The organism is Streptomyces sp., from assembly GCF_035645055.1.
GTDB lineage: Bacteria > Actinomycetota > Actinomycetes > Streptomycetales > Streptomycetaceae > Streptomyces.
In genome coordinates this window covers 88,450-110,409 of the sequence record NZ_DASQNH010000086.1, presented here as the reverse complement: position 1 = coordinate 110,409, position 21,960 = coordinate 88,450, and the positions used below count along the sequence as shown (strand labels likewise).

The following is a 21,960-nucleotide window of genomic DNA, read 5'->3' as shown; positions in this document are numbered from 1 at the left end:
GTGTGCGTCATGGGCGGATCGCCTCCTGGAGGGTGAGCTGGGCCAGGGCGTCGAACCCGGTGCCGTCGAAACCGGCGAGGGAGGTGGCCAGGCGGTTCTTCAGCGGGGCCGTCCAGCGGTCGGGCAGGGCGTCCGGGGTGCCGGCGAGGAGGGCGGCGACGCTGCCGGCCGTGGCGCCGTTGGAGTCGGTGTCCCAGCCGCCGGACACCGCGCGGCAGATCGAGCCGGGGAAGTCGCCGTCGGCGTGGGTGAGGGCGGCGGCGATCAGGGCGGTGTTGGGGACGGCGTGCACCCAGTGGGCGGTCCTGTGGGTGGCGTGGAGTTCGTCCACGACCGTGTCGAAGTCGTCGTGCGTGGTGGCGAGTTCGATCGCCTGCCGGACCGCCCGGGCCAGCCGGGAGCCGGGCGGGACCACGGTGAGGCCGGTGCGCAGGCAGGCGTGGACGTCGTACGTCCCGCTGGCGGCGCAGGCGATGACGGCGGCCGTGAACATCGCCGCGTAGACGCCGTTCGCGGTGTGGGTGAGGGTGGCGTCGCGGTGGGCCTGGGCGGCGGCGCGGGCCGGGTCGCCGGGGTTGGTCCAGCCGTGCACGTCGGCGCGGATCAGCGCGCCGATCCACTCGCGGAACGGGTTGCGGTGGCGGGCGGTGCGCGGGGGCTCCAGGCCGCAGAGCAGGTTGCGGTAGGCGACGCGTTCGGCGGTGAAGGCACGGCCCGCGGGGAGCCGGTCGAGCCAGAGGGCGGCGACGTCGTCGGTGCCGAAGTCCCGGCCGTGGCGTCGCAGCAGGAGCAGGTTGAGCAGGGGGTAGTTGAGGTCGTCGTCCTCGGGCATGCCGTCGATGTTCTCGGCGAGGGAGGTGGCGGCCGAGCGGCGGTTCCAGGGGTACTTGGCGGCGAGATCGGCGGGCAGGCCGCGGGCCGTGAAGTAGGCGGTGAGGGGCCAGTTGCCGGTGGCGCGGGCCAGCTGGCGGATGCCGTCGAGGGGAAGCTTCTCCACGGGCTTGCCGAGCAGGCAGCCGACGGCCCGGCCCAGCCAGGCGGCGTGCAGCCGGGGCAGGAGGTCCGCCGGGGGAGCGGCGGACGGGGCGGACGGGGCGGACGGCCAGTGCGGGCACAGGGAGACGATCCGGTCCAGGCCCGTCGGTTCCGCGTCGGCCAGGCTGCTGGGCAGATCCGCCAGTTCGTCCAGCAGATCCTCCGCGAGCAGGCGCAGATAGCGGGAGCACGGCTGGGGGGAGGCGCCGGCCCGGGCGGGGGCCTCGCAGCCGCCCGCCGCCTTCCAGCGCTCGGCGACCGCCGACGGTTCGCGGCCGTCCTGGGCGGCCTGGCGGAGTTCGTGGCCGAGCAGGTCCTCGGGCTGGACCCAGGTCAGTCGGAGCATCCGGTGCCTCCCAGCGCGGCGAACGCCTCCTCGTGGGCGCGGCGGCGCCGTACGTCACGGGCGAAGATCTCCCGGGTCACCTCGGTGAGGACGCGGGCCGGTTCGTGCAGGTCGAGGCGGCTGGCCTCGGCGACGGTCTTCGCCCACTCCTGGGGGACCGGCGAGCCGAGGGCGCCGGCCAGCGCGCCGGCCATGGTGGCGATGGAGTCGCAGTCGCGGCCGTAGTTGACCGAGCCGAGCACCGCGTGCCGGTAGTCGCCGCCCGCCACCAGCAGCATGCCCAGGGCGACCGGCAGTTCCTCGATCGCGTGCAGCCGGGAGGGGCGGCGGGCGCCCAGGGACGGGACGCGGTAGTCGGGGCCGACCGTGTCGTACGGGGCCACCGCCTCGCGCAGCGGGCCCAGCGCCGACTCGAAGTCGGTGTACCGGGCGGCCGTCTCGCAGACCCGCTCGATCGCCGCGCGGGTGCCGTCCTTCGCCAGGGACAGACAGGCGGCCACCACCGCGTCCGGAGTCGCGCCGGGGGCGCAGGCCGCGGCCACCGCCGCCGCGAACACCCCGGCCGCCTCCCGGCCGTACGACGACTGGTGGGCGCCCGCGACGTCCAGCGCCTCGGCGTACGCGCCCGCCGGATGGGCCGCGTTGACCAGGCCGACCGGGGCCATGTACATCGCCGCACCGCAGTTGACGATGTTGCCGGCACCCGCCTCGCGGGGGTCGACGTGCCCGTAGTGGATCCGCGCGACGAGCCACTTCTCCGCCAGGAAGACACGGTGCAACGGCAGTGCCTCGGCTTCGAGTTCGGGGATCCAGCGCGGAGTCGTCATCAGGTCCGGCACCAAGTGGTCGGCGATCGCGTACGCGTCCAGGTGGTCGCGGACCGTCGCGTACACCCGGACCAGGGCGTGGGTCAGCAAGGTGTCGTCGGTGACGTGGCCGTCGCCCTTGTGGTAGGGGGCGATGGGGCGGGCGGTGCGCCAGGCGTCACCGTTCCAGGGGCCGACGACGCCGTGCACCCGGCCGCCGTGGCGTTCGAGGATCTGGTCGGGGGAGTAGCCCTCCACGGGGCCGCCGAGGGCGTCACCGACGGCGGCGCCGACCAGTGCGCCGGTGATCCGCTCGGCCAGGGACTCCGCTCGGCTTCCTTCTCCCCGGCTTTCTTCTCTTTTGGGGGTCATGCCCCGAATCATCCTCCTGGCGGGGCCGGTTGTGTGGCTTCCAGGAGTTCGGCGAGTTCCACCAGATCGGTGCCGGTGAGCCGGGGCAGCACACAGCCCGGCAACGTGCGGCAGGCGTCCCGCCAGGACGCGGGGACCGCCGCGCCGCCGCCCAGCGCGCCCGTGAGGGCGCCCGCGAGGGCCGGGGCCGAGTCGGCGACCCGCGAGAGGCAGGCCGCGGCCGGGATCGCCTCCGCGATACGGCCGTGCGCGGCGACCGCGAGCGCGAGGGCCACCGGGACGGTCTCGGCGGCGGCGATGCCGTAGCTGTAGACGTGGTCGACGATCTGGTGCTCAAGGAGCGGGATCAGGGCGAACGCGCTGTCCGCGTCCGCCGCCAGGCGCAGGGCGTGGCGGGCGTTGCGGCCGATCTCCGTCTCCTCCGGCAGTTCGGCGAGCGCGGCCGTCGCGCAGGCCCGCGCATCGGCGCCGGACAGCGCGAGCGCCACCGCGGCGGCCATCGCCCGGGCGCCGTGCACGCCGTCGCCGTCCTGGGTGTAGCGGGCGTCGAACTCGGCGAGGGCGGCGGCGCCCTTCGGATCGCCGGGGTGGGCCACCGCGAGGACGCAGGCGCGGACGCAGGCCGCGTCGTCGAAGTAGTGCGGGTTGTCGTGGCCGGTGGCGGGCGGGCGCAGGCCGGCCGCCAGGTTGCCGAGGCCCGCGCGCACCGAGATGCGGGCGCGCAGGGGGAGTACGGCGGACTCCACCTCTGGGGCGCGCTCGGCCGCCGCGGCGACCTCGCTCGCGACCGCGTTCCAGGTGAGGTCGATCGCGGCGCGCATCCGGCGGTCCCGGCTCAGGTCGCCGAGGACGGTGTCGTCACCGGCCCGCAGTACCGCCTCCGCGGCGAACACCGCCCACTCGGCGTCGTCGGACGGGCCGAGGCGCAGGGGTTCCGGGGGCTGGTTCAGGGCGATGGGGACGGGGAGGGTCGTCGTGGCGTTGTGCTCGGCGAAGGTGTCCAGTTCGCGGGTGAGGCGGCGGGTCCAGTCGGGCATCCGGGCGGCGCGGTGCCGTGCCGCGGGCCAGCCGGCGGCGTCGCCTGCGGCCAGGCCCAGGAGGAGCCCCTCGACGCGGTGGCTGGTGCGGCGGTGCGTTGCTCGGCGGGTCGCCGTGCGGGGTGTCCCCGCCTCGGCCGCGCCTTCGGCCGGGTGGCGGTTCCCACCCGCACCACCCGTGCCGCTCTCGCCGTCGGGTGCGGGTGGGGTTGTGCGGGGTTCGTGGTCGGGTGCGGGTGGCGCCTGCGGGGGGTGTTCGTCGCCGGGGGACGGTGGTTCCAGCAGGGTTGTTCCGGTGCTGGGGGCTGGTGGCTCCGGCAGGGTTGTTCCGGTGCCGGGTGCCGGGGGCTCCAGCAGGCTCGTGCCGGTGTCGGGGGTCGGTGGTTCCGGAGGGTCCTTCAGCGTTGTCGCCTCGTCCCACGGTGCCGGAGGGGTCATGACGGCACCTCCGGGGTCAGCAGGTCCGCCACGTCCAGGACGTGGTGGCCCGCCATCGCGGGGAGGCAGCTGCCGCGGGCCGGGCCGATGGCCGTCGCCCAGTCCGGAGGGATGGCGGACATGCCCTGGGTCGCGCCCGCGAGGGCGCCCGCGACGGCGGCCGTGGTGTCGGCGTCGCGGCCCATGTTGACGGCGGTCAGGACCGCCTCCTTGAAGTCGCCGTCGGCGGCGGCGTAGGCGCCGAAGGCCAGGGCGACCGCCTCGGGGGCGAGGTCGGTCCAGGGGTAGCCGCCGATGACGACGGCGGAGCGGACCGCGCGTTCGCCGCGGTGGGCCGCGGTCACCGCGCGCCGCAGGGAGCGGGCCGTCCAGGAGTCGTCGGGGACCACGGCGAGGGCGGAGGCGACGACCGCGATGGGCTCGGCGCCCGCCATCGCCGCCGCCACGCCCGCCGCGACCGCCTGGCCGCCGTAGATGCCCTCGCCGTCGTGGCTGACCGAGCCGTCGATCGCGACCAGGCGGGCGGCCTCCGCGGGGCGGCCCGCGGCGAAGACGCCGTGCGGGGCCGCCCGCATGGCGAGGCCGTCGCTCCAGGCGTGCCGGTGCTGGGCGGAGATGGGGGCGGCGAGGCCCCGGCGCAGGTTCTCCAGGGTGCCGCGCTCGCTGAAGCCCGCACCCCGGAAGGGGCCCTCGGCGCGGTCGGCGATCCACTCGTGCCAGGCGGCCTCCACGTGGGCCGGGGTGAGCGCGGAGCCGTGCCGGGCGAGCAGCAGGCCGGAGAAGATCGCGTACTCGGTGTCGTCGGTGCCGGCCGGGGTGTCGGTGACGTAGCCCGTGATGCGGCCCCAGCGGGCGCGGATCTCCGAGGGCTTGAGGTTTTCGGCGGGGGCGCCCAGTGCGTCTCCGACCGCGAGGCCGAGCAGCGCGCCGCGTGCTCGTGCGCGGAGTTCGGCGGCGTTCGCGGGCGCCGGGACCGAGGGGATGCAGGCGGTCGTTGCCATGCGGGCTTCTCCTCTCAGGCGCGCCGAGGGCGGCGCGGAGCCCTTTGCGGAACTGTCCCCCGGCGTGGTGGGCCGCGCAGCCTCAGGGGCCTCAGCATCACCCGGTCGACATGTGTGCGGACTGTCGCACTGATGAGCGCAAAAGAGTAAACGCGCAGGTTAGCCCAGCCTTTCCTTGCTGGCGGGCGGGAAAGTGGAGGCGTAATCTGGCTGTTGTCGAAAAGTAGAAGCTGTCCAAACAAGCTGGCTTGGGGGACCGTCATGGCCATCATCGAGACCGAGGCGCCACTGCACGAGGCGCACCGCGACAACCACACGCACCGGGATGTGAACGGCGGCTGGCTGCGCCCCGCCGTCTTCGGCGCGATGGACGGCCTGGTCTCCAACCTCGCCCTGATGACCGGTGTCGCCGGCGGCACCGCCAGTCAGCACACCGTCGTCATCAGCGGGCTCGCGGGGCTCGCCGCCGGCGCCTTCTCCATGGCGGCCGGCGAGTACACCTCCGTGGCCTCCCAGCGTGAGCTGGTCGAGGCCGAGCTGGACGTGGAGCGGAGCGAGCTGCGCCGGCACCCCAAGGACGAGGAGGCGGAGCTGGCCGCGCTGTACGTGTCACGGGGTGTCGACCCCGATCTGGCGCGGGACGTGGCGCGGCAGCTGTCGAAGGATCCCGAGCAGGCCCTGGAGATCCATGCCCGCGAGGAGCTGGGCATCGACCCCGGTGATCTGCCGTCCCCGCTGGTCGCCGCGGTGTCGAGCTTCGGCTCGTTCGCGCTGGGCGCCCTGCTGCCCGTGCTGCCGTATCTGCTGGGGGCGAGTGCGCTGTGGCCGGCCGTGCTGCTGGCGCTGCTCGGGCTCTTCCTGTGCGGTGCGGTGGTGGCCAAGGTGACCGCGCGGACCTGGTGGTTCAGCGGTGTGCGGCAGCTTGCCCTGGGTGGTGCCGCGGCCGGTGTGACGTACGTCCTGGGCATGGCGTTCGGTGTGGCCGTAGGATGACGCGACTGGAACTTATGCGATGGGCCGCATAGGTAGCCGTTACTCGTTGGTTTCGCACGCGTGACCAATGGGCATGAGCCGTAAGCGCTGCGGGCAATGACGCCCGCGGCGCACCCGCGGGGTGAGCGACGCTGCTTCCCCGCCATCGGGCCGTCGGACATCGCTCTGTCCGCATCGGTCCCCCATACCTCCGCCGCCGAACGCGGCACCTGTCGCCACCGCGGCGTCCGCATGCTGGAACGGAGTATCCGGTTCCCGGGAACCGCTCCATCATGTAACCTGCACGAAATTTTGATCTCATCGCAGATCCGCAGAGGGCCAACGTCGTCCCTCGGCAGCTCCCCCAGCGCCCTACGGGCCTGGGAGGTACCACCAGCCAGATGACGACGACGGGAGAGCCGATGCGTACGCCGCGCCAGCCGTCCCAGCATTCCGCGAATGGCCAGAACTGGTCGTTCATGGATGCTCGCCCTGCTGCGCAGGGTATGTACGACCCCCGCAACGAGCACGACGCCTGCGGCGTCGGCTTCGTCGCCACCCTCACCGGCGAGGCGTCCCACACCCTGGTCGAGCAGGCCCTCACCGTCCTGCGCAACCTGGAGCACCGCGGTGCCACCGGCTCCGAGCCGGACTCCGGCGACGGCGCGGGCATCCTCTCCCAGGTCCCGGACGCCTTCCTCCGCGAGGTGGCCGGATTCCAGCTCCCCGAGGCCGGCGCCTACGCCGTCGGCATCGCCTTCCTGCCGGAGGACGGCACCGCCGACGCCGTCTCACGTATCGAGACGATCGCCGGTGACGAGGGCCTCGACGTCCTCGGCTGGCGCGAGGTCCCGGTCGCCCCCGAGCTGCTCGGCGCGACCGCCCGTTCGACCATGCCGGTCTTCCGGCAGCTCTTCGTCGCCGACGGGCAGTCCACGGACATCGTCCTGGACCGCAAGGCGTTCGTGCTGCGCAAGCGCGCCGAGCGCGAGGCCGGCGTCTACTTCCCGTCGCTGTCCGCGCGGACCATCGTCTACAAGGGCATGCTGACCACCGGTCAGCTGGAGCCCTTCTTCCCGGACCTGTCCGACCGCCGCTTCGCCTCCGCGATCGCGCTCGTGCACTCCCGGTTCTCCACGAACACCTTCCCGTCCTGGCCGCTCGCGCACCCCTACCGGTTCGTCGCGCACAACGGTGAGATCAACACCGTCAAGGGCAACCGCAACTGGATGCGCGCCCGCGAATCCCAGCTGGTCTCCGAGCTGTTCGGCCAGCGCGAGCTGGACCGCATCTTCCCGGTGTGCACCCCGGACGCCTCCGACTCCGCGTCCTTCGACGAGGTGCTGGAACTGCTGCACCTGGGCGGCCGTTCACTGCCGCACTCCGTGCTGATGATGATCCCGGAGGCGTGGGAGAACCACGACTCCATGGACCCGGCCCGGCGCGCCTTCTACCAGTACCACTCCACGATGATGGAGCCCTGGGACGGCCCCGCCTGCGTCACCTTCACCGACGGCACCCAGGTCGGCGCCGTGCTCGACCGCAACGGTCTGCGCCCCGGCCGCTACTGGGTCACCGACGACGGCCTCGTCGTCCTCGGTTCCGAGGTCGGCGTCCTCGACATCGACCCGGCCAAGGTCGTCCGCAAGGGCCGTCTCCAGCCCGGCAGGATGTTCCTCGTCGACACCGCCGAGCACCGCATCATCGAGGACGACGAGATCAAGGCCCAGCTGGCCGCCGAGGCGCCGTACGCCGAGTGGCTGGAGGCCGGCGAGATCGAGCTGAGCGACCTGCCCGAGCGCGAGCACATCGTGCACAGCCACGCCTCGGTCACCCGCCGCCAGCAGACCTTCGGCTACACCGAGGAGGAGCTGCGCGTCATCCTGGCCCCCATGGCCAAGAGCGGCGCCGAGCCGATCGGCTCGATGGGCACCGACTCGCCGATCGCCGCCCTCTCCGAGCGCCCCCGGCTGCTCTTCGACTACTTCACCCAGCTGTTCGCGCAGGTCACCAACCCGCCGCTGGACGCGATCCGCGAGGAGCTGGTCACCTCCCTGCGCTCGTCGCTGGGCCCGGAGGGCAACCTGCTGGAGCCGACCGCCGCGTCCTGCCGGTCCGTCGTGCTGCCCTTCCCGGTGATCGACAACGACGAGCTGGCCAAGCTCATCCACATCAACGCCGACGGCGACATGCCCGGCATGAAGGCCGCGACCCTCTCCGGCCTCTACCGGGTCTCCGGCGGCGGTGACGCGCTCGCCGCGCGCATCGAGGAGATCTGCGCCGAGGCCGACGCCGCGATCGAGAACGGCGCCCGGCTGATCGTCCTGTCGGACCGGCACTCGGACGCCGAGCACGCGCCGATTCCGTCGCTGCTGCTCACCTCGGCCGTCCACCACCACCTCATCCGCACCAAGCAGCGCACCCAGGTGGGCCTGCTGGTGGAGGCCGGCGACGTCCGCGAGGTCCACCACGTCGCCCTGCTCATCGGCTACGGCGCCGCCGCGGTCAACCCGTACCTGGCGATGGAGTCCGTCGAGGACCTGGTCCGCGCTGGCACCTTCCTGCCCGGGATCGAACCCGAGCAGGCCATCCGCAACCTGATCTACGCGCTCGGCAAGGGCGTGCTGAAGGTCATGTCCAAGATGGGCATCTCGACCGTCGCCTCCTACCGCGGCGCCCAGGTCTTCGAGGCCGTCGGCCTCGACCAGGCCTTCGTCGAGCGGTACTTCAACGGCACCGCCACCAAGATCGGCGGCGTCGGCATCGACGTCGTCGCCAAGGAGGTCGCCGCCCGCCACGCCAAGGCCTACCCGGCCTCCGGCATCGCTCCCGCGCACCGCGCGCTGGACATCGGCGGCGAGTACCAGTGGCGCCGCGAGGGCGAGCCGCACCTGTTCGACCCGGAGACGGTCTTCCGCCTCCAGCACTCCACCCGCGCCGGCCGCTACGACATCTTCAAGAAGTACACCGAGCGCGTGAACGAGCAGTCCGAGCGGCTGATGACGCTGCGCGGCCTGTTCGGCTTCAAGTCGGACCGCAAGCCGATCCCGGTCGAGGAGGTCGAACCGGTCTCCGAGATCGTCAAGCGCTTCTCGACGGGTGCCATGTCGTACGGCTCCATCTCCAAGGAGGCGCACGAGACCCTCGCCATCGCCATGAACCAGCTGGGCGCCAAGTCCAACACCGGTGAGGGCGGCGAGGACCCGGAGCGCCTGTACGACCCGGCGCGCCGGTCCAGCATCAAGCAGGTGGCCTCCGGCCGCTTCGGCGTCACCTCCGAGTACCTGGTCAACGCCGACGACATCCAGATCAAGATGGCCCAGGGCGCCAAGCCCGGCGAGGGCGGCCAGCTGCCCGGCCACAAGGTCTACCCGTGGGTGGCCAGGACCCGTCACTCGACGCCGGGTGTCGGCCTGATCTCCCCGCCGCCGCACCACGACATCTACTCCATCGAGGACCTGGCCCAGCTGATCCACGACCTGAAGAACGCGAACCCGCAGGCGCGGATCCACGTCAAGCTGGTCTCCGAGGTCGGCGTCGGCACGGTCGCGGCGGGGGTGTCCAAGGCGCACGCGGACGTCGTGCTCATCTCCGGCCACGACGGCGGTACGGGTGCCTCGCCTCTGACGAGCCTGAAGCACGCGGGCGGCCCCTGGGAGCTGGGCCTGGCCGAGACCCAGCAGACCCTGCTGCTCAACGGCCTGCGCGACCGGATCGTGGTGCAGACCGACGGCCAGCTGAAGACCGGCCGCGACGTGATCATCGCCGCGCTGCTCGGCGCCGAGGAGTTCGGTTTCGCGACCGCGCCGCTCGTCGTCTCCGGCTGCGTCATGATGCGCGTCTGCCACCTGGACACCTGCCCGGTCGGCATCGCCACCCAGAACCCGGTCCTGCGCGACCGCTTCACCGGCAAGGCCGAGTACGTCGTCAACTTCTTCCGGTTCATCGCCGAAGAGGTCCGCGAGCTGCTCGCCGAGCTGGGCTTCCGCTCCATCGAGGAGGCCGTCGGCCACGCCGAGGTGCTGGACGTCGAGCGCGCGGTCGACCACTGGAAGGCACAGGGCCTGGACCTGGAGCCGCTGTTCCACGTGCCGGAGCTGCCCGAGGGCGCGGTCCGCCACGCCCTGGTCGCCCAGGACCACGGCCTGGAGAAGGCGCTGGACAACGAGCTGATCAAGCTGGCCGCCGACGCGCTCGCCGCGAACGACGCCACCGAGGCCCAGCCGGTGCGCGCCCAGGTCGCCATCCGCAACATCAACCGCACGGTCGGCACCATGCTCGGCCACGAGGTGACGAAGAAGTTCGGCGGCGCGGGCCTGCCCGACGACACCATCGACATCACCTTCACCGGCTCCGCCGGCCAGTCCTTCGGCGCCTTCGTGCCGCGCGGTGTCACGCTGCGCCTGGAGGGCGACGCCAACGACTACGTCGGCAAGGGCCTCTCCGGCGGCCGGATCGTGGTCCGCCCGGACCGCGGCGCCGACCACCTCGCCGAGTACAGCGTCATCGCCGGCAACACCATCGGCTACGGCGCCACCGGCGGCGAGATGTTCCTGCGCGGCAAGGTCGGCGAGCGCTTCTGCGTCCGCAACTCCGGCGCGCTGGTCGTCTCCGAGGGCGTGGGCGACCACGGCTGCGAGTACATGACCGGCGGTCACGCGGTGGTCCTCGGCGAGACGGGCCGCAACTTCGCGGCCGGCATGTCCGGCGGTGTCGCCTACGTCATCGACCTGGACCGCGACAACGTCAACGTCGGCAACCTGGACTCCGTCGAGGCGCTGGACGAGGCGGACAAGCAGTGGCTGCACGACGTGGTGCGCCGCCACCACGAGGAGACGGCCTCGACCGTCGCCGAGAAGCTGCTCGCGGACTGGGACTCCGCCGCCGAGCGCTTCAGCAAGATCATCCCCCGCACGTACAAGGCAGTGCTCGCCGCCAAGGACGCCGCCGAGCGAGCCGGTCTCTCCGAGTCCGAGATCACCGAGAAGATGATGGAGGCGGCGATCAATGGCTGACCCGAAGGGCTTTCTGAACCACGGCCGCGAGGTCGCCAAGTCCCGCCCGGTCGAGGAGCGTGTCCGGGACTGGAACGAGGTCTACGTCCCCGGCTCGCTGCTGCCGATCATCAGCAAGCAGGCCAGCCGGTGCATGGACTGCGGCATCCCGTTCTGCCACAACGGCTGTCCGCTGGGGAACCTGATCCCCGAGTGGAACGACTACGCCTACCGTGAGGACTGGCCGGCCGCGCAGGAGCGCCTGCACGCCACCAACAACTTCCCGGAGTTCACCGGCCGTCTGTGCCCGGCTCCCTGCGAGTCGGCGTGCGTGCTCGGTATCAACCAGCCGCCGGTCACCATCAAGAACGTCGAGGTCTCGATCATCGACAAGGCGTGGGAGACCGGGGATGTCGCCCCGCAGATCCCGGAGCGCCTGTCGGGCAAGACCGTCGCGGTCGTCGGCTCCGGCCCCGCGGGTCTGGCCGCCGCCCAGCAGCTGACCCGGGCCGGACACACGGTCGCCGTCTACGAGCGCGCCGACCGCGTCGGCGGCCTGCTGCGGTACGGCATCCCCGAGTTCAAGATGGAGAAGCGGCACATCAACCGCCGTATCGAGCAGATGCGCGCGGAGGGCACCCGGTTCCGCACCGGCGTCGAGATCGGCCGCGACCTCAAGGCGACCGACCTGAAGAAGCGGTACGACGCGGTGGTCCTGGCCGTCGGCGCGACGACCGCGCGCGACCTGCCGGTACCGGGCCGGGAGCTCAAGGGCATCCACCAGGCCATGGAGTACCTGCCGCTGGCCAACAAGGTCCAGGAGGGCGACTTCGTGGCGCCCCCCATCACGGCCGAGGGCAAGCACGTCGTGGTCATCGGCGGCGGCGACACCGGCGCGGACTGCGTGGGTACCGCCCACCGCCAGGGCGCGGCCTCGGTGACGCAGCTGGAGATCATGCCGAAGCCCGGCGAGGACCGGGCGCCGCACCAGCCGTGGCCGACCTTCCCGATGCTCTACAAGGTCACCTCGGCGCACGAGGAGGGCGGCGAGCGGGTCTACTCCGTCTCCACCACCCACTTCGAGGGCGACGAGGACGGCAACGTCCAGTGGCTGCACCTGGTCGAGGTGGAGTTCGTCGACGGCAAGCTGACCCAGAAGCCGGGCACGGAGCGCAAGATCCCCGCCCAGCTGGTCACCCTCGCCATGGGCTTCACCGGCACCGACCGGGAGAACGGCCTGGTCGACCAGTTCGGCCTGGAACTCGACGAGCGGGGTAACATCGCCCGTGACGCCGACTTCCAGACGAACGTTCCGGGCGTCTTCGTCGCCGGTGACGCGGGCCGCGGCCAGTCGCTCATCGTGTGGGCGATCGCCGAGGGCCGCTCGGCCGCCCGCGGCGTGGACCGCTTCCTGACCGGTGCCAGCGAGCTGCCGGCCCCGATCCGCCCGACGGACCGTGCCCTGACGGTCTGACGGCCCCAACGGTGACCCGAGGGTCACCCGCATACGTCCCGTACAAAGGCGTACGGAACACAGACGGCGCCTGCCCTTGGTCCCCGACCGGACGATGGGGCAGGCGCCGCCGCTTTGTTCCCGCGGGACCTACGGCACCTTGTACGTCTCCCCGTACATCGCCCACTCCAGCGGGGTGCTCAGCCCCAGGTTCCCCGCGTTCAGCCAGCGGCGCTGGGCGGTGTCGATGCGGGAGGTGTCGGCGGTCGCCTTCTTGGCGCGCATGGCGGTGCGGCGGATGTCGAGGAAGGCGTCGAGGTACGCCCTCTCGTCGCCGCCCATGGCCGGCGTGCCGGCCTTGCTCAGCGCCCGCTCGCGCATGCCGTAGAAGCCGTCCGGGCCGGTGTCGGGCCCGTGGAAGACCATGGCGTCGTAATAGACGAACTGGCCGAGCGTGCCGAGGCCGTCGAGCTTGGCGAGGCGGACCGCCGGGTCGAAGTAGACGCGGTCGCGCTCCCTCTCCTGGGCGCGCCGGAAGGCGGGGACCTTCGCCTCGGCCTTCCAGGCGGCGGTGAAGCCGGGGTCCAGGCCCTCGTGGGAGTCCGTGCCGTCGACCTCGCGCAGGGCGGGCAGATAGCGGGCGAGGCCGTTGTCCGGGTGGTCCGCGGTGTAGCGCTCCACCAGGGCGAGCAGGTCGTGGGTGCCGGTGCAGAACCCGGCGATGCCGGCGGTGTAGCCCAGGCCGTCGCCGTGGTCCTCGATGGAGCCGTAGGAGCCGCGCCAGTTCAGTGTGGAGGCGGCGGAGGTGGAGAGGATCCGGTGCGCCAGTTCCCGCTTCGCGGGGGCGGCGAGGCCGGGCGGCAGGCTCGCGATGACCTTGTCGTCGGCGGCGCGTTCGGCCGCCGCGGCCCGTTCGGCCTTCGCCTTGGCGTCCTCCCGGGCCTGCTGGGAGGCGGCGGCCCGGTCCGTGCCGCCGGGCGCCTCGGAGGACCCGGCCGGGACGAGGAAGTAGGCCGCCGCCGTGACGAGCACGGGCACGGCCGCGAAGAGCAGATAATTGGTTCTTTTCATGTCACACCGTCCCGCCGGTCAGCTGGGACACCTTTCCGTAGGTCAGCAGCAGGAGCAGCGCCAGCAGCCCCGCGCAGGCGGCGGCCTGGACCGGGGCCCGGCGCGGCCCCGGGGGCACGAACGCGAACGCCGCGGTCACCGCGCCGCCCGCCAGGAAGCCGCCGAGGTGGCCCTGCCAGGAGGTGAGGCCCGCGGAGACCAGCAGCCACACCAGCAGCAGCGCGGTGGACCGGTTGACGGCCGCCATGTCGCCACCCAAGCGCCGGGCCATGACGTAGTGGGCGGCGCCGAGGCCGAAGAGTCCGCCGGAGGCGCCGACGAAGGCGGCGGACGGCTCGGCGAGGAGCAGTTCGGCGACCGAACCGCCGAGGATCGCCAGCAGATAGAGGGCGACGAAGCGGGCCCGGCCGAGCTGGGTCTCCAGCATCCGGCCCAGGTGCCACAGCGCGAGCATGTTCATCACGATGTGGGCGAGCCCGAAGGTGCCCTGGGTGGGCAGCAGATGCAGGAAGCCGCCGGTGATCAGCCGCTCCCACTCGCCGGCGACCAGGCCCTCGGAGTGGAAGTAGCCGAAGTACGCGCCCTCGTAGACGTAGGCGACACCGTCCGGATCCACCAGCCGGGCGCCGACCATCTCGAACCGGTCCTGGAAGCCCGGGAAGACCAGCTGGACGAGGTAGGCCAGCACGTTCAGCGCGATCAGGGCGTACGTCACCACGGGGGTGCCGGAGACCCTGCCGCCGACGATCGTCCGGGCGGGCCGGACCGACCGCGCGCCCTCCCGGACGCATGCCGGGCACTGGTGGCCGACCGAGGCCTCGCGCATGCAGTCCGGGCAGATGTAGCGGTCGCAGCGCACACACCGGACGCGGCACTCGACCTTGGGGTGGCGGTAGCAGGTCGTGAGGGTGGACTCGGGTTCCAGGGCCGGCTCCTCGATAGGGCTGGTGACGGGCGAGCCGGTGGGGTCGGCGGCGAACAAAATAACGAATGCCGGTGAGGGGAGGGGACGGTGGGGCCCCGGAGGCCGCCGGGTGCCGTACGCTCGGCGGCCGGCGGAGCGGTGATCAAGGGGGAACGGACATGGCGGCGATCAGTCTCGACAAGGTGCGGGAGACCGCGCCCGCCCTGGTGAACCTCTACAAGAGCGCCGGGGCGTCGCTCGTCAGGCACGGGCTGGACGGGCAGCGTGCCGCCGTCTACCTGGTGGTCGACTACTCCGGCTCCATGAGGCCGTACTACAAGGACGGCAGTGTGCAGGCGCTCGCCGAGCGGGTGCTCGGGCTCTCCGCCCATCTCGACGACGACGGCCGGGTGCCGGTGGTGTTCTTCTCGACGGACGTCGACGCCGTCACCGATATCACGCTCGCCGACCACCGGGGCGGAGTCGAGCGGATCGTGGCCGGGCTCGGGCACATGGGCCAGACCAGTTACCACCTGGCCATGGACGCCGTCATCGACCACTACGTGGACAGCGGTGCCACCGATCCCGCGCTGGTCGTGTTCCAGACCGACGGCGGGCCGATCAGCAGGCTCGCCGCCGAGCGGTTCCTGTGCAAGGCCGCCCGGCTGCCGCTGTTCTGGCAGTTCATCGGCTTCGGCGATCCGGGCAGCCGGCAGTTCGAGTTCCTGCGCAAGCTGGACGAACTGCCGGTGCCGGGCCGGCGGGTGGTGGACAACGCCGGGTTCTTCCACGCCGGACAGGACCCGTCGAAGGTGTCCGACGCCGAGTTGTACGACCGTCTCCTGAGCGAGTTCCCGGCGTGGCTGACGGCCGCACGCGCCGCGGGCATCCTGCCGGTCACGGCATCCGCCTGAACCGCTGCTCGGTGAGGGGGAGTTCCAGGGCGGCCAGGTTCTCCGCCAGGTGGTCCGGCGCGGAGCCGCCCGGGATGGGCAGCACGTGCGGGGGCGCGGTGCGGCAGCCGGGCCGGCATGGTCTGCGTCCGGGTACCGCCCAGCTCCCGCGCCACCTCGGCGACCGGGGTGCCGCCCGCCGCGAACTCGCACCGGACGACCGGGAAGCACGGCACGAGCGCGATGCCGCGCTCGGCGGTGTGGTCGGCCACTGCGGTGGTCACCCTGGGCCGAGGCGGCAGGCCCCTACGTGTCGCACTCCAGCACCGTCCGGCACAGCGCGCACCGCGCCCGTACCCGCCCCCGCACCGGCACCCTGATCCGCTGGTGGCAGGTCGGGCAGGGGAACGACACCCGCAGTGGCCCCTGGGCGTCGGGCGTGAACGTGTAGGGCGTGTCCGGCGCGGTCACCACGGTCTGCCGGTCCTGGGCGTGCCGCCGGTCGCGGGCGTAACGACGGCGGCCCGCCCAGCCGGCCGCCGTCAGCGGCGGCTGCTGCCCGTCCCGGCGGGCCAGGGCCAGCCCCTTGGTGTACGCCGTGTACGCCTGCGGGCTGGTGAACCACACCGACGGGTCCTCACCGAAGACCAGCGCGCGCTTGGCGAGCACGTAGCCGAACTCCTCGGGGGTCAGATACCCGAGCTTCTGGCTGGACGCCGCGTCCTCCCGGTAGGCGTCCAGCAGCAGCCAGCCGGCGCCCAGGTAGGTCGTCGTCGTGTCCGTCAGGATCTCGTTGTCGCGGGTGCCGGGGAACGCCAGGTCCAGCCGGTGCAGATAGACGTGGGCCACCTCGTGGGCGAGGGCCGCGCCGATGTCCCGCCGATGCGTGCGGAAGCGGTCGTTCAGCTCCACGAAGTACTCGGGGCCCGCCGCGAGTTCGACGTTGGCGGCGTGCGACATCTCGCGGAAGCTCACGATGAGCCGGGCGTCCGGCAGCCGGTAGTGCCGTACCAGTTCGCGGGCCACCCGCTGAGCGCCGAGATAGAGGTCGTCCGTGTCGCAGAAGGCCACGTCGGCCGGGGCCACGCTGGTCGCGAAGGTACGCACGGTGTCGTACGAGAGGCGCTTGTACAGCGCGGTGACGGCGGCCCGCACCGTCTCCAGGTGTGGGTAGCCGTGCTCGACCGGTCCGCCGTTCGCCACGCCGACCCCCAGGACGTCTCGAACCCGCTTTCCACTCTACGAGCAGGGGAGCGGATTTTCGCCCGAGGGGTTCCCTCCGGGAGGCGTGAGATCCGTCCTTGTCATGCACGCCGACTGATCACATACTGCGAGCCGCCCAACCCCCCACGAAAGGACGTACGTTGACCCATACCACGACCATCGCTGCCAAGAGAGGCGGCCTGGCGCTGGCGAAGAAGGCCGCCGCGGCCGGTGCCGTCGCTCTCGCGGTCGCCAGCCTCCAGCCGGTCAGCGCCGCGAACGCCGCCGACGCGCGCGTCATCGGCGGAAAGCCCGCCGCGCAGAACGAGTTCCCCTTCATGGTCCATCTCTCCATGGGCTGCGGCGGGGCGCTCTACAAGAAGGACATCGTCCTGACCGCCGCCCACTGCATGGACGGCTCCGGCAACAACACCCGCATCACCGTCACCGCGGGTGCCGCCGACCTGAACTCCTCCGCCGCGATCAAGGTCAAGTCGACCAAGGTCAAGGTGGCCCCCGGCTACGACGGGGTCGGCAAGGACTGGGCGCTGATCAAGCTCGCCAAGCCGATCGACCGGCCCACGCTGAAGATCGCCACCACCACGCGGTACAACCGCGGCACCTTCACGATCGCGGGCTGGGGCGACGTCCGGGAGGGCGCCGGCACCGGCACGACCAAGCTCCAGAAGGCGAACGTGCCGTTCGTCAGCGACCGCGCGTGCAAGTGGCACTACGGCAACCGCCTGGTGCCCAAGCAGGAGCTGTGCGCCGGTTACGCCAGCGGCGGCATCGACACCTGCCAGGGCGACTCGGGCGGCCCCATGTTCCGCAAGGACGACGCGGGCAAGTGGATCCAGGTCGGCATCGTCAGCTGGGGTGACGGCTGCGCCCGCTCCGGCGTGCCCGGCATCTACACGGAGGTCAGCACCTTCGCCAAGGACATAGCGAAGGCCGCGTCGGCGCTGTAGTCCGCCCGACGCGAGACGGTACGGCGGAGTCGCCCCCGGGGTGCGGCTCCGCCGTATGCCGTCGGCATGGCCGGTCCGCGTCGTGGGTCCGCGTCCCGGGCCTGTCGAAAACCGTTCGGCCCCGTTCCCGGCTCCTGGCAGAATCCGGGCCGTGACCGCCGAACAGCAGCACCTCGATCACGCCGATCACGCCGATCACGCCGATCACCCTGAGAACCCCGATGCCGCCGCCCGGCTGTCCCTGCGGACCGGTGGGCAGGACGACGCTCTGGAAAAGCTCCTCGACGAGGAACTCACCGCCTACAACGGCGCGGCCTGCGGAGCGGGGACCCCGGAGGAGTTCAGTGTCCGTGTCGAGGACGCCGCCGGTGAGCCGGCCGGCGGACTCACCGGGTGGGTCTGGGGCGGGCTCTGCGCCGTCGGCCTGCTGTGGGTGCGCGAGGACCTGCGGGGCGCCGGGTGGGGGAGCCGGCTGATGCGGGCCGCCGAGGAGGAGGGCGTCCGGCGCGGCTGCACCGACATGACCGTCTCGACGTACACCTTCCAGGCCCCCGAGTTCTACCGGAAGCTGGGCTTCCGCGAGACGGGCCGTACCCCTGGCGTCCCCGGAGGTCACGCGGACGTGTCCTTCCACAAGACGATCGGCGCATGACCGGACAGTGATCGGTGAGTGATCGGCCGGAGCGCCGCCCCGTAGGGTGGACCCCCATGAGCACCAGCAACACCAGTACCGGCGACGTCGACCCCGCCGTCCACGACGAGCTCGCCAGGCTGCGGGACAGCATCGACAACATCGACGCGGCCGTCGTCCACATGCTCGCCGAGCGCTTCAAGTGCACCCAGCAGGTCGGCCGGCTCAAGGCCGTGCACCACCTGCCGCCCGCCGACCCCGCGCGCGAGGCCCGGCAGATCGCCCGGCTGCGGTCGCTCGCGGAGAGCGCCAAACTGGACCCCGCGTTCGCTGAGAAACTGCTCAATTTCATCATCGCCGAGGTGATCCGCCACCACGAGCGCATCGCCGAGGGCGCGGTGAAGGACCAGCCCCCGGTGGCCGGTTGACCTGGGGGGACTCGCCCGGGCCGGAACACCCGGCCCGCCGCGGGCGTGCCCAGCCGCGCACGTCCTGTCAGGCGTCCGGTACGCGCTGTCAGCGCCCGGCCCCAGTCTCTGCCCGACGACGCCGACCTCGGCGTGGTGCGCTGTCTGCGCCGCCTGGAGCAGACCCAGCACATCCCCGTCGTCCTGCTCACCGGCTTCGGTCCGGACCGGGAACTGACCGCCGCCGCCTTCGGCCCGGGCGTCGCCGGCCTGGTCCGCAAACCCGCGGACCCCTGGGCGCTGCGCACCAAGGCCCGCTCTCTCCACGACGCGCACCGGCGCCACCTGGCCCTGCGCACGAGATCCGCGAACTGCTCGCCCGGCTGACCGCCGCCACCCCGGCGTCCGCCACCCGGCGTCAGCCACCCCGTCCTCGCCCGCCCCGGCCTCCGCCACCGCCTCTCCCGCCCCGCCCCCGGCGCCCGCCCCCGCACCCCCTCACCGTCCCCGCCCGCCCTGGAACCCCTCGCCCCGTAACCCCTCGCTTCAGAACCCCCTGCCCCCGCGCCCCCGCCTCCCCGCCCAGCGCGATCCGCGCGAGCCCACGACAGCGCGGGACGTGCCCCGGACGTAGCCCGCTCCGCCTCCGCACCTCCCCCCACCGCCTCTGTCCCGTGCCGGTGCCATCAGGCAGCATGTGCTGCATGTCCGTACTCACGCGCGACGAAGCGCAGACCCGTGCCCAGCTCCTCGACGTCCACCGGTACACGATCGACCTCGATCTGACGACCGGGGACGAGACCTTCGGCTCCCGTACCGTCATCCGGTTCACCGCCCGCACGGACGCGGACACCTTCGTCGAGCTCAAGCCCGCCGAGCTGCGCTCCGTCACCCTCGACGGACAGCCCCTCGACCCGGAGACCCTGGACGAGAACCGCCTGCCGCTGAAGAACCTCACGGCCGGCGCGCACGAGCTGCGGGTCGACGCGACGATGCGCTACTCCCGCACCGGCGAGGGCATGCACCGCTTCACCGACCCCACCGACGGCGAGACATACGTCTACACCCAGCTGTTCATGGACGACGTCCAGCGCGTCTTCGCCGCCTTCGACCAGCCCGACCTCAAGTCCGTCTTCGAGCTGTCGGTGAGGGCGCCCGAGAGCTGGACCGTGCTCGCCAACGGCGTCACCGAGCACAGCGACGGGGTGTGGAAGGCGGCGCCGACCCCGCTGATCTCCACCTACCTCGTCGCCGTCGCGGCCGGCCCCTGGCACTCGGTGCGCACCGAGCACCGCGGCCTGCCCTTCGGTATCCACTGCCGCCGCTCCCTCGCCCCCTACCTGGACGCGGACGCCGAGGAGATCCTGGAGATCACCCAGCAGTGCTACGACCGCTACCACGAGAAGTTCGAGGAGCCGTACCCCTTCGACTCCTACGACCAGGCCTTCGTCCCCGAGTTCAACGCGGGCGCTATGGAGAACCCGGGCCTTGTCACCTTCCGTGACGAGTTCGTCTACCGCTCCGCCGTCACCGACACCGAGCGGCAGACCCGCGCGATGGTCATCGCCCACGAGATGGCCCACATGTGGTTCGGCGACCTCGTCACCCTCAAGTGGTGGGACGACATCTGGCTGAACGAGTCCTTCGCCGAGTACATGGGCTACCAGACCCTCATCGAGGCGACCCGCTTCACCGACACCTGGACCGACTTCGGCGTCGTCCGCAAGGCCTGGGGCTACGACGCCGACCAGCGCCCCTCCACCCACCCCGTCGCCCCCGAGGCCGTCGAGGACACCGCCTCAGCACTGCTCAACTTCGACGGCATCTCCTACGCCAAGGGCGCCTCCGCGCTGCGCCAGCTCGTCACCTGGCTCGGCGAGAAGGACTTCCTCGCCGGTATCAACACCCACTTCGCCCGGCACCGGTTCGCCAACGCCACCCTCGCCGACTTCATCGACTCCCTGGCCTCCGCCACCGAGCGCGACGTGCCCGCCTGGGCGGACGCCTGGCTGCGCACCACCGGAGTCGACACCCTCATCCCGCGCCTCACCCCCGCCGCCGACGGCACCTGCGCCCTCACCGTCGACCACGCGGGCAGCCGCCCGCACCGCGTCGCCGTCGGCCTGTACGACCTGGACCTCACCGACGAGGGCCGTCTCACCCTGCGCGAACGCCTCGAACTCGACGTCCCGCAGACCTCCCCGCAGCCCATCGGCAAGCGGCCCACCCTGCTGCTGCCCAACGACGGCGACCTCACCTACGCCAAGGTCCGCTTCGACCCCGAATCGTTCGACGCGGTCCGCTCCCACCTGTCCGGGCTGCCCGAGCCGCTCTCCCGCGCGGTGGTGTGGAACGCGCTGCGGGACGCCGTCCGCGACGGCGAACTCCCGGCCGCCGCCTATCTGGAGGCCGCCCGCACCCATCTCCCGCACGAGACCGACCTCGCCCTCGTCCAAGGCGTCCTCGGCTTCGCGACCGGCCAGATCGCCGACCGCTATCTGGCCCCCGAGGCCCGCCCGCGGGCCCTCGCCACCCTCGCCGACCTCTGCCGCGACCTGCTGCGCCGCACCGAGGACGGCGACCACCCCGGCCTGCGGCTGATCGCCGTACGGCACTTCATCGACGTCGCCGCCCACCCGCACGCCATCGCCGCCTGGCTCGCCGACGGCACCGTGCCCGGCGGCCCCGAACTCGATCCCGAACTGCGCTGGCGCATCCTCGGCCGGCTCGCCGTCCTCGGCGCCACCGACGAGGCCGCCATCGCCGCCGAACTGGACCGCGACCCCAGCGCCACCGGCCAGGAGGGCGCCGCCCGCTGCCGCGCCGCGCTGCCCGACCCGGAGGCCAAGCAGCGCGCCTGGGAGGCCATGTTCACCGGCGACGACCTCTCCAACTACCTCTTCACCGCTACCGCCCAGGGCTTCTGGCAACCGGAACAGGCCGGCCTCGTACGGCAGTACGTGCCGCGTTTCTACGCCGACGCCGTCGCCGTCGCCGCCCGGCGCGGCCCCGCCATCGCCGAGGCCGCCGGCCGCTGGGCGTTCCCCGCGCACGCCGTCGACACCGAGACCCTGGCCCTCGGCGAGCAGTGCCTGCGCGACGCCGGCCCCATCCCCGCCCTGCGCCGCAAGCTCGTCGACCAACTCGACGACCTCGCCCGCGCGTTGCGGGTCCGGGAAGCGGCCGAGGCCTAGGACCGGGGACGGAGGCGCGGGTGGTTCCGGCGGCCGACGCGGGAGGCTGACCGGTCTTCCCGGGCTCGATGGGGCCGGGACCGATCAGCCCGAGCCCCAGGAGGCAACCCGTGATCGTGGTGACCGGAGCCACCGGCAACGTCGGCCGCGCCCTCGTCGGACGACTCGTCGCACGGCAGCACCCCGTCCGGGCCCTGACCCGGGACCCGGCGCGGGCGGGACTGCCGGAGGGAGC

Annotated in this window: 16 protein-coding genes and 1 pseudogene; 10 read left to right on the top strand and 7 right to left on the bottom strand. The window is 72.6% G+C overall.

Going from position 1 to position 21,960, the window contains the following annotated elements; translation table 11 throughout:
* Positions 1-7: 7 nt before the first annotated feature.
* The 4 genes from VE614_RS28265 to VE614_RS28250 are packed head-to-tail and all read right to left on the bottom strand — an operon-like array spanning position 8 to position 5,035.
* Positions 8-1,381 (bottom strand): ADP-ribosylglycohydrolase family protein, encoded by a 1,374-nt coding sequence (locus VE614_RS28265; protein ID WP_324943201.1) that lies wholly within the window; start codon positions 1,379-1,381, stop codon positions 8-10.
* On the bottom strand, positions 1,369-2,559 hold the full coding sequence (locus VE614_RS28260; RefSeq protein WP_324943198.1) for an ADP-ribosylglycohydrolase family protein: 1,191 nt from the start codon (positions 2,557-2,559) through the stop codon (positions 1,369-1,371). The genes VE614_RS28265 and VE614_RS28260 overlap by 13 nt, the downstream gene beginning before the upstream one ends.
* Before the next feature lie 8 nt (positions 2,560-2,567).
* A complete protein-coding gene (locus VE614_RS28255) occupies positions 2,568-4,034 on the bottom strand; it encodes an ADP-ribosylglycohydrolase family protein (RefSeq protein WP_324943195.1) in 1,467 nt (488 codons plus the stop codon).
* Entirely contained in the window at positions 4,031-5,035 is a 1,005-nt protein-coding gene (locus tag VE614_RS28250; protein WP_324943192.1) for an ADP-ribosylglycohydrolase family protein, read from the bottom strand. Before VE614_RS28250 ends, VE614_RS28255 begins: the two co-directional genes overlap by 4 nt.
* Before the next feature lie 261 nt (positions 5,036-5,296).
* Here VE614_RS28250 and VE614_RS28245 point away from each other — a divergent pair, with 261 nt between their 5' ends.
* The 3 genes from VE614_RS28245 (at position 5,297) to VE614_RS28235 (ending at position 12,475) form a co-directional block, all read left to right on the top strand.
* A complete protein-coding gene (locus VE614_RS28245) occupies positions 5,297-6,028 on the top strand; it encodes a VIT1/CCC1 transporter family protein (protein WP_324943188.1) in 732 nt (243 codons plus the stop codon).
* A 401-nt stretch (positions 6,029-6,429) separates the two neighbouring features.
* Positions 6,430-11,022, top strand: coding sequence for a glutamate synthase large subunit (gene gltB / locus VE614_RS28240; RefSeq protein ID WP_324943256.1), 4,593 nt, complete (start codon positions 6,430-6,432; stop codon positions 11,020-11,022).
* The gene (locus VE614_RS28235; RefSeq protein WP_324943185.1) at positions 11,015-12,475 is read left to right on the top strand and encodes a glutamate synthase subunit beta; all 1,461 of its coding nucleotides are present in this window, start codon (positions 11,015-11,017) and stop codon (positions 12,473-12,475) included. Before gltB ends, VE614_RS28235 begins: the two co-directional genes overlap by 8 nt.
* A gap of 129 nt (positions 12,476-12,604) precedes the next feature.
* Here VE614_RS28235 and VE614_RS28230 read toward each other — a convergent pair whose 3' ends face one another.
* Together VE614_RS28230 and VE614_RS28225 are read right to left on the bottom strand one after the other, a co-directional pair.
* Entirely contained in the window at positions 12,605-13,525 is a 921-nt protein-coding gene (locus tag VE614_RS28230) for a chitosanase (RefSeq protein WP_324943182.1), read from the bottom strand.
* Between the two features lies 1 nt (position 13,526).
* Positions 13,527-14,450 (bottom strand): rhomboid family intramembrane serine protease, encoded by a 924-nt coding sequence (locus VE614_RS28225; protein ID WP_324943253.1) that lies wholly within the window; start codon positions 14,448-14,450, stop codon positions 13,527-13,529.
* A 158-nt stretch (positions 14,451-14,608) separates the two neighbouring features.
* Here VE614_RS28225 and VE614_RS28220 point away from each other — a divergent pair, with 158 nt between their 5' ends.
* Entirely contained in the window at positions 14,609-15,343 is a 735-nt protein-coding gene (locus tag VE614_RS28220; protein ID WP_324943179.1) for a VWA domain-containing protein, read from the top strand.
* A gap of 285 nt (positions 15,344-15,628) precedes the next feature.
* Here the strand turns inward: VE614_RS28220 and VE614_RS28215 are convergent, their stop codons facing one another.
* Entirely contained in the window at positions 15,629-16,525 is an 897-nt protein-coding gene (locus VE614_RS28215; protein ID WP_324943176.1) for a hypothetical protein, read from the bottom strand.
* Positions 16,526-16,725: 200 nt separating this feature from the next.
* Between VE614_RS28215 and VE614_RS28210 the strand changes: the two genes are divergently transcribed.
* From VE614_RS28210 to VE614_RS28185, 6 genes and pseudogenes are all read left to right on the top strand, one after another.
* A complete protein-coding gene (locus VE614_RS28210) occupies positions 16,726-17,493 on the top strand; it encodes a serine protease (RefSeq protein ID WP_324943250.1) in 768 nt (255 codons plus the stop codon).
* 151 nt (positions 17,494-17,644) lie between these two features.
* Positions 17,645-18,145 (top strand): GNAT family N-acetyltransferase, encoded by a 501-nt coding sequence (locus VE614_RS28205; protein WP_324943173.1) that lies wholly within the window; start codon positions 17,645-17,647, stop codon positions 18,143-18,145.
* Between the two features lie 56 nt (positions 18,146-18,201).
* Positions 18,202-18,552, top strand: coding sequence for a chorismate mutase (locus tag VE614_RS28200; protein WP_324943170.1), 351 nt, complete (start codon positions 18,202-18,204; stop codon positions 18,550-18,552).
* A 45-nt stretch (positions 18,553-18,597) separates the two neighbouring features.
* Entirely contained in the window at positions 18,598-18,918 is a 321-nt protein-coding gene (locus VE614_RS28195; protein WP_414719658.1) for a hypothetical protein, read from the top strand.
* 317 nt (positions 18,919-19,235) lie between these two features.
* Entirely contained in the window at positions 19,236-21,725 is a 2,490-nt protein-coding gene (pepN, locus tag VE614_RS28190) for an aminopeptidase N (protein ID WP_324943246.1), read from the top strand.
* Positions 21,726-21,793: 68 nt separating this feature from the next.
* A pseudogene (locus tag VE614_RS28185) lies at positions 21,794-21,940 on the top strand (NmrA family NAD(P)-binding protein); the annotation flags it as partial.
* Positions 21,941-21,960 lie beyond the last annotated feature (20 nt).